Here is a 12931-nt window from a genome sequence, read left to right as displayed (position 1 = left end):
ATGTGGTCGGTGATGCGGCGGGCCGTATTGAAGCAGCCTGGTCAGCGGGGGGTGATATGGGGCTGGTCTGCAATGATCGTGCGGCAGCCGAGTTGGCACTGAGTGCCGCTCAGCGCCTGAAGGTCACGCCGTCTGCCCGCATTGCGCGTATGCGGGCCCAGGCCTGGGCTAGCATTGACTATCGCCAAAATCCGCGCTGGCTGGTGGCCACTGGCGCACTCAAAGATGCTCAATTAATCGTTTAACTCCAGCTTAAGAGGCAAGGCTTAATGACCGTTTACGCAATTATTGGTGGCACGGGGCTGACCCAACTCGACGGTTTGACCATCAGTCGCTCGCTAGCCTTGGACACACCTTATGGCCCGACGTCGGCTGACATACAGATCGGTGAGTTTGGCGGTCGTGAAGTGCTGTTTCTGGCGCGCCATGGGCATCCCCATCGAGTCCCGCCGCACCAAGTTAACTACCGCGCCAATATGTGGGCATTGAAGCAAGCTGGAGCCGAAGCGATTTTGGCGGTGAATGCCGTCGGCGGCATTCATATGGCAATGGGCACTGGGCACTTCTGTGTGCCGCACCAGTTGATCGACTACACCAGTGGTCGTGAACACACCTATTTCGCCGGTGACTTGGAGCACGTGACCCACATCGACTTCAGTTATCCCTACACCGAGTCGTTGCGTGAAAAGCTGATCGGTGCGCTGGCTGCCGAAGGCTGTTCCTACAGTTCACACGGCGTGTATGCCGCGACTCAAGGTCCACGTTTGGAAACTGTGGCTGAAATCGCTCGTTTAGAGCGTGATGGGTGCGACATTGTGGGCATGACCGGTATGCCAGAAGCCGCGTTGGCGCGCGAGCTGGATTTGGAATACGCGTGTTTGGCGTTGGTGGTAAACCCGGCTGCGGGCAAGACCACAGCGGTGATTACCATGGCCGAAATCGAGCAGGCGCTGCACAACGGCATGGGCAAGGTCAAAGCGACTTTGGCGCGGGTATTGGCGGGTTAATGCCGACGTGTAGCTTGCTCGCGATCTTTTAAACGATCAAAAGATCGCGAGCAAGCTCGCTCCTACCGGTTGGTAATGTTTTAGCGTTTTTCGATTTTAGGCGGCAGCGGCGCAAACAGGGCGTCGATATCGTCGTCTTGCAGTTTCCAGTCTCCGGCGATTCGCCCATCCAAAACTCCCGCCGCTAAATCTGACTTTTCTTGCTGCAAGTGCTGAATTTTCTCTTCGACGGTGCCGCGGGCAATCATTTTGTACACAAACACCGGCTTTTCCTGACCAATGCGATAGGCGCGGTCGGTGGCTTGGTTTTCGGCAGCCGGGTTCCACCACGGGTCGTAGTGAATCACGGTGTCTGCTTGGGTCAGGTTCAAGCCCACGCCGCCGGCTTTGAGGCTGATTAAGAAGATCTGCAATGTGCCGCTTTGGAAGTCCTTGACCGGCGCCCGCCGGTCGCGGGTTTGACCCGTGAGTAGCGCATACCGGATCTTGCGCTTGGTCAGTTCAGCTTCAATCAGTTCCAGCATTGAGGTGAACTGTGAAAACAGCAAGATGCGTCGTCCTTCAGCAAACAACTCCTCGAGCATGCTCATCAAACTGTCGAGCTTGCCCGAAGTACTGCCTTTTTTCGGTGGCGTGTCGCTGACCAAGCGCAGATCGCAGCACACTTGGCGCAGTTTGAGCAGAGCCTCAAGGATGATGATTTGGCTGCGGCCCATGCCTTTGCGGGTGATTTCGTCGCGAACCTTTTTATCCATGGCCAAACGCATGGTTTCGTAAACGTCACGCTGCGCTTCGTTGAGGTCGACCCAATGGATGATCTCGGTTTTGGGCGGTAGTTCGGTGGCGACTTGTTCTTTAGTGCGGCGCAACAGGAACGGCTTGATCCGGGCGTTCAGGTGCTGCAAGCGCTCATCGTTGCCGTGGCGCTCAATCGGTACGCGGTAGTTGCGGTTAAAGGCTTTTATGTCGCCCAGCCAGCCGGGCATCAAAAAGTGAAACAATGACCACAATTCACCCAAGTGATTTTCCAGCGGCGTGCCACTTAGGCACAAACGCTGACGGGCCAGCAGTTGGCAGGCAGCCAATGAGGCTTTGCTGCTGGGATTTTTAATGTATTGCGCCTCATCCAAAACCACGACATGCAAGGGCAGCTTATCCAAATGCTCAATATCTTTGGGCAGCAGTGCGTAAGTGGTGAGGATCAGGTCGTATTCGTTAAGGTGTTCGAAATGCTTCTTGCGCGTGGCGCCATACAGCGCCAGTACCTTGAGCTGAGGGGTAAAGTGCGCCGCTTCGTCCAGCCAATTGGGGATCAAGCTGGTGGGCATGACTACCATGGCCGGGCGGTCGAGGCGTCCTGCATTTTTCTCGCACAGAATATGCGCCAGGGTTTGCAGGGTTTTGCCCAAGCCCATGTCGTCGGCAAGAATACCGCCGACCTCAAGTTGGTGCAGTGACTGCATCCAGCTCAGCCCATCAAGTTGATAAGGGCGCAGGTTGGCGTTCAGCCCTGCAGGGGCTTGCACAGTAAAGTCTTTAATATCGCGCAAACGCTGAGCAAAGCCTCGAATGTGTTCGCCACCTTCCCAGCGTAAAGGCATGGCATCCAGCGCATTGAGACGCGGAGCGTCGGCACTTTTAATGCGCAGGGTGGTGGCGCCGGGTTCGCTGAGGTAGAACTCATCCAGTGTGGCCAGTACCGGTTTCAGACGCCCGTAGGGCAAGGCCACTTGCAGCGGGCCTTGGTTGCTATTAGGCGTAGGCGCAATGCTGACCAGAATCAGTTCATCGTCTTTGCGCCTGGCGAGTCTTTCAGGGCTCAGGATGTCAGTGTGCGAGCGCATGAGGTTCAATAGAATCGGCAACAAACTTAGCCGCTGGCCGTTGACGATAATCCCCAGTTCCAGGTCGAACCAATCATGATCGTGGGTTTCTTCGACGTTGGCGTACCAGTCGTCGATTGGCGTCAGGTCGAAGCCAAACTCATCGTCGATTTTCAGCTCCCAGCCTTGCTCACGCAGCCCTTGCATCTGATTTAGGGTGAAGTTGAGCCAGGCACTGTCGTTAACCATCTCAAACAGCTCACCCGCGCTTTCTGGCAGCGCCTTGCTTTGGCGCGTGGCAATTTTGAAACCCAGCTCACGCATCTGCTCGCGCAAGGCATGTTCAGCTTCAGGCTGGCGTTTGACCCGTAAGATTTGATGTTCTTGGCGAATCAAGATGTCAGCGGCTTTTTGCCCGCTGACGTGATGATCAAGGTAGTTGAAGGACAGTGCGGCGCGATGTTGGGTATAACGCTGCATTTTCCCGTTGCGCGGCTCAAAGGCGCTGAATTCTGCGCTGGCCAGCCACAGGCGTGGCGTGGGCTGCACGTCTGCATTCAGTACTTCTGGCAGGTTAGTGGGGCGACGCGAGTCGAGTACAGCCTGGAGTTTCTCTAAAAGCTCGGCGTCTTGGGCAGCAGCGGGGTAGTTCAAGGTGTCTTCAATCTTCAGTAATACGGCAGCGGTGTGCTTACAGTTGGTGCGTACAGGGCAGGTGCAGCTCGCGCTCACCAACAGCAAAGTGCCCTTGGCGGATTCGCGTAACTGAAGGGTCTGGCGATACGTATTGTCTCCAGAACCTTGGCAACTGGCTGTGATCAGGCTATCGCCGATCTGGACGATTCTGACACGGTTTTCTCGAGAGTAGCGGCGGCCACGCTCCAGACTTTGCTCTTTAAAGCGACTGACCCAAGTCGGTGCAAGCGGCTTGGTCAGTCGAGGGTTCAGAGGCTGGGACATGAGTGTTTCATTGCGCAGGTCGCATCAGGATGACTTCGGTGTGAGGCGCTCCAAGAGGGCCTCAATGATATTGAAGCGTTCATCTGGGCGTTCCATTGGCGCGGTGAATTTAAACAGCGTGGCGCCTTCGAATTTATAACGGTTGGGCTGGCTTTGGATCAGTTTGATCAAGGTCAGCGGATCAACCGGGGTGTCGGACGCAAACTCAACGCGCCCGCCTTGGGGGCCGGCGTCAATTTTTTTGATGCCCAACTGCTCTGCCTGCAATTTCAGCTGAGTAATGCGCACCAGGTTTTTGGTCGGCTCCGGGAGCAGGCCAAAACGGTCGATCATCTCGACCTGCAAATCCTTGAGGCCATCTTCGTCCGTGGCTGATGCAATACGCTTGTAGAGGATCAGACGCGCATGCACATCTGGCAGGTAGGCTTCAGGAATCAACGCTGGAACCCGCAGGTTGATTTCCGGGCCGCCGCCTAATGGCTGTTCAAGGTTGGGCTGCTCGCCTTTGCGAATCGACTTGACCGCGCGCTCGAGCATTTCCATATACAGGGTAAAACCGACAGCTTGGATCTGCCCGCTTTGGCCGTCGCCCAACAACTCGCCCGCACCGCGGATTTCCAAGTCGTTGGTGGCCAGTACAAAACCGGCGCCAAGGTCTTGGGTGTTGGCGATGGCTTCAAGGCGCTTTTGCGCGTCGCCGGTAATCTGTTGGCGCGGTGGTGTCAGTAGGTAGGCATAAGCTTGGTGGTGACTGCGACCAACGCGGCCACGCAACTGGTGCAGTTGCGCCAAACCGAATTTATCCGCGCGCTCGATGATGATGGTGTTGGCGCTTGGCACGTCGATACCGGTTTCGATGATGGTCGAGGCGATCAGCACGTTGAAGCGCTTGTGGTAGAAGTCGCTCATTACTTGTTCGAGTTCACGTTCGCGCATCTGCCCGTGGCCGATACCGATTCGCGCCTCTGGTACAAGCGCTGACAGCTCGGCTGCACATTTCTCGATGCTTTTTACATCGTTGTGTAGGTAGTACACTTGGCCGCCGCGCAGTAGCTCACGCAGCAGGGCCTCTTTGACGGTGCTGTTGTTTTGCTCCATGACGAAGGTGCGAACCGACAATCGGCGCGCCGGTGGCGTAGCGATAATCGACAAGTCGCGCATGCCCGACACTGCCATGTTCAGCGTGCGTGGGATCGGTGTTGCGGTGAGGGTCAGAATGTCGACTTCACTGCGCAGCGCTTTGAGCTGTTCTTTTTGACGAACCCCGAAACGGTGCTCTTCGTCGATGATCACCAGCCCAAGGTTTTTGATTTTGACGTCGTCTTGCAACAGTTTGTGAGTGCCGATCACGATGTCGATTTTGCCTTCGGCCAAGTCGGCCACCGCTTGGCTGATTTCTTTGGCGGACTTGAAGCGGCTCATCACTTCAACGCGCACCGGCCAGTCGGCAAAGCGGTCGCGGAAGCTGTTGTAGTGCTGCTGGGCGAGCAGGGTGGTGGGCACCAAAATCGCAACTTGTCGGCCGCCGTGCACGGCAATAAAGGCCGCACGCATGGCCACTTCGGTTTTACCAAAGCCCACATCGCCACACACCAGACGGTCCATTGGCTTGGGCGCCAACATGTCGGCGCGTACGGCTTCAATGGTGGTTTGCTGGTCTGGCGTTTCTTCAAACGCGAAGCCGGCACTGAACGTGGCGTAATCGGCTTTAGGATCGGCAAAGGCATGCCCTTCGCGAGCGGCGCGGCGGGCGTAAATATCAAGCAGTTCGGCCGCCACGTCACGCACTTGCTCGGCGGCCTTGCGCTTGGCTTTTTGCCAAGTTTCAGAGCCCAAGCGGTGCAGTGGCGCCAGTTCGTCATCGCTGCCGGTGTAGCGTGCAATTAGGTGCAGATTGGCCACTGGCACATAAAGCTTGGCGCCCTCGGCGTATTCGAGGGTTAGGAATTCCGCGACCTGATTATCGACTTCTAGCGTCGCCAACCCTTGATAGCGACCCACGCCATGGTCGATGTGCACCACCGGCGCGCCTTCACGCAGCTCGGTGAGGTTTTTGATCACCGCATCGTTGTTGGCGTCAGCACGCTTTTCGCGGCGTCGACGCTGCATTACCCGTTGCCCGAACAGCGGGCTTTCGGCGATCAGCGCAAGGGCCGGATCCTCTAGCAGCAAGCCTTCATCCAGCGGTGCGATGGTAATCGCCAAGCGGTGTTTGCTGGCGACAAAGTCTGCCCAACTGTCGACGTTTTTTGGTCGCAATTTTAGCCGTTCAAGCAGCTCAAGCAGCACTTCGCGGCGTCCGGCCGACTCAGCGGTAAACAGCACGCGGCCATCAAACTGCTCAAGAAAACCAGACAGCGCAGACAGAGGCTGGTTGGCTTTGGCTTCAATCGCCAGATTCGGCAACGGCAGGGCCGGGAATCGCTCACGACCGCTACCGGCGTCGATGTCGTCTTGGCTGGCAACCACTCGCGGCCAGCTTTTTAGGCGGGCGAAGCAGTCTTCAACCGGCAGGAATAATTCAGCCGGTGGCAGCAAAGGCCGCGAGGGATCCACGCGGCGCTCTTCATAGCGATTGCGTACATCGGACCAGAAGTTTTCAGCCGCTTGCTCGATGCCCGGCAGGGAGAACACTTGAGTGTCACTGGGCAGATAATCGAACAGGGTCGACGTTTCGTCGAAAAACAACGGCAGGTAATACTCGATACCCGCTGGCGTGATCCCACTGCTCAAATCTTGAAAAATCGGGCAGCGGCGGAAGTCGACATCGAAACGCTCCCGAAAGCGCGCTTTGAAGCGGGTCACGGCGTCCTTTTGCAGCGGGAACTCACGCGCTGGAAGCAAGCGTACTGATTCAACTTTGTCGATTGAGCGCTGGGTTTCAGGGTCAAAGGTGCGCAGGGTTTCTATTTCATCGTCGAACAGGTCGATGCGATATGGCAGTTTGCTGCCCATCGGAAACAAGTCGATCAGCGCGCCACGCACCGCGAACTCGCCATGCTCATACACCGTATCAACGCAGCGATAACCACTGGCCTCAAGCCGGGTACGCATCTGCTCCACGTCAAGCTTTTGCCCAACATCCAATACAAGGCTGCTGCCCAGTAGGAACTTGGTCGGCGCTAAGCGATGTAGGGCGGTGGTAATCGGCACTACCAAAACCCCATGATCCAGCTCTGGCAACCGATACAGGCTGGCGATGCGCTGGGAAATGATGTCTTGGTGCGGCGAGAACAAGTCGTAAGGCAGGGTTTCCCAGTCGGGGAAATGCAGCACCGGCAGTTGCGGAGCAAAAAAGCGTAGTTCTTGCTCAAGGCGCTCAGCACTTTGGCTGTCGGCCGTCAGAAGTAGGGTGAAGCGCTTGGCGGCGCTGGCAGCTTCGGCAATGACGAGGCTCAGGGCAGCACCAGGCAGATTGCTCCAGTGCTGTTTGCCTGCCGTAGTAGGCAGTTTAGGTAGACGCAGGACGGGCACGGAAGGTTGAGCTCCAAGCGTTGCGGCAAAGAGGCTGATTGTAACGGCCACGGGGGTGGCTGTCAGTTGCCGTCTTTAGGGGTGGATTGAAATCGGTGCATTGCGGCGTAAAACAGTGAGTTAGAGGATGTGAGTACGCAGATAAGTTCATTTAAAAACGATTGTTAGAAAATTATTCTCCCTAATTTATTGGAGCTTAAACGTTTCAGTTGGTGTGTATGACAGGCGTGCATTGCCCATGCTTGGACACCGCTGCATAATGTAGCCCCTTTTTTCAGCCCCTACATGTGGAAGGTTCCCGTGACTCAGAAGCCCGACCAGTGTCTTGGTGAATGGATCGACCGTGAAGCACTCGCAGAAGCGATGATTCCGCTTATCGGTCAGCTTTACCGCAATAACAATGTGGTGAGTTCGATCTATGGCCGCAGCCTGATCAACCGTTCAGTCATTGCGATTCTCAAAGCGCACCGCTTTGCTCGCCATCGCCAGTCCGACGACAGCGAACTGTCCGTGCATGAAACTTTCCCGCTGCTCAAAGCCATGAGCGAGCTCAAACTCGGCGCTGCGTCGGTTGACCTCGGTAAGCTGGCCGTCAAATTTAAAGCTGAAGGCAATGGCCGTACTCCTGAGCAGTTCGTTCGCGAAGAATTGGCCGATGTCGTTGGTCAGCAAAACGCTTCTGCACGTAAAGGCACCGACGTTGTTCTGTACGGCTTCGGGCGTATCGGCCGTCTGCTGGCACGCATCCTGATCGAAAAAACCGGTGGCGGCGATGGTCTGCGTCTGCGTGCCATCGTTGTGCGTAAAGGTGCTGACAACGATCTGGTCAAGCGCGCCAGCTTGCTGCGTCGTGACTCGGTACATGGTCCGTTCGACGGCACCATCGTGGTTGATGAAGAAAACAACACCATCACCGCTAACGGCAACCTGATCCAAGTGATCTACGCGAAGAACCCGACTGAGGTGGATTACACCCAGTACGGCATTCAAAACGCTCTGTTGGTGGACAACACCGGTGTGTGGCGTGACGCTGACGGTCTGGGCCAGCACTTGCAGTGCCCGGGTGTTGATCGCGTTGTTCTAACCGCGCCTGGTAAAGGCAAGCTGAAGAACATCGTCCACGGTATCAACCATGGCGAAATCAGCGCTGACGACAAGATCGTTTCGGCGGCATCCTGCACCACTAACGCCATCGTGCCGGTGCTCAAGGCTGTCAACGACAAGTTCGGTATCGTAAACGGGCACGTTGAAACCGTTCACTCGTACACCAACGACCAGAACCTGATCGACAACTTCCACAAAGGCGATCGCCGTGGTCGTAGCGCTGCGTTGAACATGGTGATCACTGAGACGGGTGCTGCAACTGCTGCTGCCAAGGCGCTGCCTGAGCTGGCTGGCAAGCTGACCGGTAACGCGATTCGCGTTCCAACGCCTAACGTGTCGATGGCCATTCTCAACCTAAACCTTGAGAAGTCGGCTACTCGCGAAGAAATGAACGACTACTTGCGTCACATGGCGCTGCACTCCGATCTGCATAAGCAAATCGACTTCGTGAGCTCCCAAGAAGTGGTATCGACTGACTTCGTGGGTTCGCGTCACGCCGGTGTGGTGGATGCTGAAGCGACTATCTGCAATGACAACCGCGTTGTGCTGTATGTGTGGTACGACAACGAGTTCGGTTACAGCTGCCAGGTCGTGCGCGTAATGGAAGACATGGCCGGGGTTAACCCGCCAGCGTTTCCACGCTAAGCACTGCTGATAAAAAAACCCCGAGAAATCGGGGTTTTTTTATGGGTGGTGTTTAGCGAGCTACAAGATACAAGGCAGAAGCACTTGCCGCTTAAGCCGCCTGCGCCACGCGCTGTTCATGCGTGTTGCCGCGAAACAGCACCACGGTGGCTATCAGCCCCAAAACGGCTGCGCCGGTGAGCCATAAGCCGGGCGCTGCTTTGTTGTCCAGCAGGTGGATCAGGTAGGTACACGCCGCAGGTGTAAAGCCACCGAAGGTCGCGGTGGCCAAGCTGTAAGCCAGCGAGAAACCTGTGGTGCGCACTTCGACTGGCATGATCTCGGTCAGGGCAACCACCATGGCGCCGTTGTACGAGGAGTACAGGAACGACAGCCACAATTCCACCATCAACAAGTGCTCAAAGCTCGGATGAGCGACTAACCACGACAAGGCCGGATAGGCGGTCAAAATGGCGAGAATAGTCGAGCCCAAGAGCAGTGGTTTGCGACCGACTTTGTCAGAAAACGCGCCCATGATCGGTAGCCAGATAAAGTTCGACAGGCCAATACACACGGTCACCAACAAAGCTTGCAGATCGCTAAGGTGCAACTCTGACTTGCCGAAAGTCGGGGTGTAGGCAGTGATCAGGTAGAACGACACCGTCGTCATGATCACCAGTGCCATGCCACCCAGTACCAAGCCAAAGTTCTGACCGATGGAGGCTACGACTTCGCGCAAGCTAGGGCGATGCTTGCGAGCTTCAAACTCAGGTGTTTCTTCCATTGATTTACGGATAACAAAGATCACCGGGACGATCATGCAACCCACCAAGAAAGGGATACGCCAGCCCCACTCACCCATGTCTTCTGGGCTCAGCCAGTGGTTCAGGCCAACCCCCATTAAGCCTGCAAACACTACGGCTGCTTGCTGGCTCGCAGATTGCCAACTGACAAAGAAGCCTTTGCGGCCCGGCGTGGCGATCTCTGAGAGATACACTGACACACCACCCAATTCCACGCCCGCCGAGAAGCCTTGCAACAAGCGCCCGAGCAATACCAGTAGTGGTGCAAAAACGCCCAAGGTGGCGTAACCCGGCACGCAGGCAATGAGCACTGTGCCCATGGCCATCAGCGCCAAAGTGATGATCAAACCTTTGCGGCGACCGTGTCGGTCAATGTAAGCGCCCAGAAAAATCGCACCCAGTGGGCGCATTAGGAATCCGGCGCCGAAGGTGGCCAAGGCAAGCATTAGTGACGCGAAAGCGCTGTCGCTTGGGAAGAACGTTTTGGCAATGGCCGTGGCGTAAAAGCCAAAAACCATAAAGTCGAACATTTCAAGAAAGTTACCGCTGACAACGCGAAAAATCGCCTTGCCGGTGCCCGTACTGGAGGCCATCAGAAGTCACCCGCTGTTATCTGTTTTATGCGTAATCCATGTTTTTTACTCGTCCTACTGCAAGATCAAGGCGTACGCCGTTGTACAAAACAGTTTTGTAACGATATGTGTATCAGTCGTGGGAGGCAACTTTTGTTGCGACTACACGTCGCATGAGGGAGGTTTGGAGGGTGCTTGCATCAGCCTGAAATACTGTCGGTGATGTAGTGCAGACAAAATTAGCCTACGGCAAGACCAAGGGTTAATGTTCGCCGCGTTCAGGGTTCTATAGACTGTGCCCCACGTTTTGATTGTTCATGGCGCTGGCCGCGACATGATTTAGCCGTAGGTGCCCAAAGTGGTGCCACGGCCTGTTCTGAGGAGTACGCATGGCTGTCTACAACTACGATGTAGTGGTACTGGGCTCTGGCCCGGCAGGAGAAGGCGCGGCGATGAACGCCGCTAAAGCAGGGCGCAAGGTGGCAATGGTCGATAGCCGCCGTTTGGTCGGCGGCAACTGCACGCACTTGGGCACGATCCCGTCCAAAGCCCTGCGTCACTCGGTTCGCCAGATCATGCAGTTCAACACCAACCCGATGTTCCGGGCTATCGGTGAGCCGCGCTGGTTCTCGTTCCCAGACGTGCTTAAAAGCGCTGAAAAAGTCATTTCCAAGCAAGTGGCTTCGCGCACCGGCTACTACGCCCGCAACCGCGTAGACCTATTCTTCGGTACCGGCAGCTTCAACGACGAACAATCCATTCAGGTGGTTTGCCCGAACGGCGTTGTTGAGACGCTGATGGCCAAGCAAATCATCATCGCAACCGGCTCGCGCCCTTATCGCCCGGCAGACATCGACTTCAGCCACTCGCGCATCTACGACAGTGACACCATCCTCAGCCTAGGCCACACGCCGCGTAAGCTGATTATTTATGGTGCGGGCGTGATTGGTTGCGAATACGCGTCGATCTTCAGCGGCCTGGGTGTGCTGGTTGAGTTGGTAGACAACCGCGAGCAACTGCTGAGCTTCCTAGACTCCGAGATCTCGCAGGCGCTGAGCTATCACTTCAGCAACAACCACATCACCGTTCGTCACAACGAAGAGTATGAGCGCGTTGAAGGCATTGAAAATGGGGTGATCCTGCACCTCAAGTCCGGCAAAAAGATCAAGGCAGACGCCTTGCTCTGGTGTAACGGGCGTACCGGTAACACTGACCAACTGGGTCTGGAAAATATTGGCCTCAAGGCCAATGGCCGCGGCCAAGTGCATGTTGATGAGAACTATCGCACTGAAGTGCCGAATATTTACGCCGCAGGCGATGTGATCGGTTGGCCAAGTCTGGCCAGTGCTGCCCATGACCAAGGCCGTTCGGCGGCCGGCAGTATTGTCGACAATGGCAGCTGGCGTTTCGTCAACGATGTACCGACCGGTATTTACACCATCCCGGAAATCAGCTCGATCGGTAAAAACGAGCAAGAGCTAACCCAGGCCAAAGTGCCTTACGAAGTGGGTAAGGCTTTCTTCAAGAGCATGGCGCGTGCCCAGATTGCCGGCGAGCCTCAAGGCATGCTGAAAATCCTCTTTCACCGCGAAACCCTTGAAGTGCTAGGCGTTCATTGCTTTGGTTATCAGGCTTCTGAGATCGTACACATTGGTCAGGCGATCATGAGCCAGCCGGGTGAACTGAACACCCTCAAATACTTCGTCAATACCACGTTCAACTACCCGACCATGGCTGAAGCCTATCGGGTAGCGGCTTACGATGGCCTCAACCGGCTTTTTTAAGCGGCTCCGGCCGGTGGCCTGAGCCGGCCGGGGAGACCGATTTCAGCCATTCCCAAGGGTGGCAGTGGCCAAACCGGGAAAGTCTGTAATCAGGCTGTCGACGCCGAAATCAGCGAGTCTGCGCATCAGTGCAGGCTCGTTGACTGTCCACACCGACACATGCAAACCCTGGCGCTGAGCCTTTTCTAGGCGCTCAGGTGTGCAGAGTGTCCAGTTCAACGCCAAGATCTCGCAGCCGTAATTTTGGGCGACCTTAAGCGGGTCGAGCCAAGCGTATTCGGCTACCAACCCGCGTGACAAATCAGGCGTCAGTTCCAGCGCCGCCTTGAGCACTTCTCGCGAGCTGGATGTGACGGTGACTTGGTCCAGTAAACCGTGACGTTCAGCCATCTCGCGGATCGCTAGCACCGTTGAGGCGGCGCGAGTGCGCGAGGCGCTTTTGACTTCGAGTTGCCAGTGCTCAAAGTTGCACTTTTCAAACAGCTCTTCTAAGCGCGGGATCGGGCAAGGCTGCACCCAGCCCGGGCCGCCTTTGCGCGCGTCGTAGGTCACTAGGTCGGCGGCGGTCTGTTCAATCACCTTGCCGCGGCGGTCTGTGGTGCGTTTGAGGGTTGGGTCGTGGATTACCATCAACTCACCGTCTTTAGACAGGTGCAAGTCGAGTTCACAACGACGAACGCCGTGTTTGAGGCACTGCTCGAAACTGGCAAGGGTATTTTCCGGTGCTTCGCCTTTGGCGCCGCGATGGCCATAAATCAGGGTCACAATTGCTCCTTTGTG

The 12931-nt window shown here is 56.2% G+C and carries 7 protein-coding genes and 1 pseudogene; 4 read left to right on the top strand and 4 right to left on the bottom strand.

All coding sequences use genetic code 11. From position 1 onward, the window contains the following. A pseudogene (locus AQS70_RS16645) lies at positions 1 to 245 on the top strand (beta-N-acetylhexosaminidase); the annotation flags it as partial. A gap of 24 nt (positions 246 to 269) precedes the next feature. Continuing rightward, on the top strand, positions 270 to 1007 hold the full coding sequence (locus tag AQS70_RS16640; RefSeq protein WP_055103862.1) for an S-methyl-5'-thioinosine phosphorylase: 738 nt from the start codon (positions 270 to 272) through the stop codon (positions 1005 to 1007). Between the two features lie 80 nt (positions 1008 to 1087). Here the strand turns inward: AQS70_RS16640 and AQS70_RS16635 are convergent, their stop codons facing one another. After that, positions 1088 to 3790, bottom strand: a complete 2703-nt coding sequence (locus AQS70_RS16635) for a DEAD/DEAH box helicase (protein ID WP_055103861.1) — start codon at positions 3788 to 3790, stop codon at positions 1088 to 1090. 24 nt (positions 3791 to 3814) lie between these two features. Beyond that, positions 3815 to 7264, bottom strand: a complete 3450-nt coding sequence (gene mfd, locus AQS70_RS16630; RefSeq protein ID WP_055103860.1) for a transcription-repair coupling factor — start codon at positions 7262 to 7264, stop codon at positions 3815 to 3817. Positions 7265 to 7549: 285 nt separating this feature from the next. On the opposite strand from mfd, the gene AQS70_RS16625 reads away from it, so the two are divergent. After that, positions 7550 to 9013 carry a glyceraldehyde-3-phosphate dehydrogenase gene (locus tag AQS70_RS16625; RefSeq protein ID WP_055103859.1) on the top strand — a complete coding sequence of 488 codons (1464 nt, stop codon included), beginning with the start codon at positions 7550 to 7552 and terminating at the stop codon, positions 9011 to 9013. Positions 9014 to 9104: 91 nt separating this feature from the next. Here AQS70_RS16625 and tcuC read toward each other — a convergent pair whose 3' ends face one another. Further along, positions 9105 to 10388, bottom strand: a complete 1284-nt coding sequence (gene tcuC, locus AQS70_RS16620) for an MFS transporter (RefSeq protein ID WP_055103858.1) — start codon at positions 10386 to 10388, stop codon at positions 9105 to 9107. 368 nt (positions 10389 to 10756) lie between these two features. On the opposite strand from tcuC, the gene sthA reads away from it, so the two are divergent. Next, positions 10757 to 12151, top strand: coding sequence for a Si-specific NAD(P)(+) transhydrogenase (sthA, locus tag AQS70_RS16615; protein WP_055103857.1), 1395 nt, complete (start codon positions 10757 to 10759; stop codon positions 12149 to 12151). Between the two features lie 42 nt (positions 12152 to 12193). Here sthA and AQS70_RS16610 read toward each other — a convergent pair whose 3' ends face one another. Then, positions 12194 to 12916, bottom strand: coding sequence for a glycerophosphodiester phosphodiesterase (locus AQS70_RS16610; RefSeq protein WP_055103856.1), 723 nt, complete (start codon positions 12914 to 12916; stop codon positions 12194 to 12196). Positions 12917 to 12931 lie beyond the last annotated feature (15 nt).

This window comes from Pseudomonas endophytica, assembly GCF_001411475.1.
Lineage (GTDB): Bacteria > Pseudomonadota > Gammaproteobacteria > Pseudomonadales > Pseudomonadaceae > Aquipseudomonas > Aquipseudomonas endophytica.
The sequence above is the reverse complement of the archived record's forward strand: the minus strand, read 5'-3'. Positions and strand labels throughout refer to the sequence as shown.

Excerpts from the sequence above, each read along its gene's own strand:
- AQS70_RS16640 (WP_055103862.1), top strand. The coding sequence starts at position 270 with ATGACCGTTTACGCAATTATTGGTGGCACGGGGCTGACCCAACTCGAC.
- AQS70_RS16635 (WP_055103861.1), bottom strand. The coding sequence starts at position 3,790 with ATGTCCCAGCCTCTGAACCCTCGACTGACCAAGCCGCTTGCACCGACT.
- AQS70_RS16625 (WP_055103859.1), top strand. The coding sequence starts at position 7,550 with ATGTGGAAGGTTCCCGTGACTCAGAAGCCCGACCAGTGTCTTGGTGAA.
- tcuC (WP_055103858.1), bottom strand. The coding sequence starts at position 10,388 with ATGGCCTCCAGTACGGGCACCGGCAAGGCGATTTTTCGCGTTGTCAGC.
- sthA (WP_055103857.1), top strand. The coding sequence starts at position 10,757 with ATGGCTGTCTACAACTACGATGTAGTGGTACTGGGCTCTGGCCCGGCA.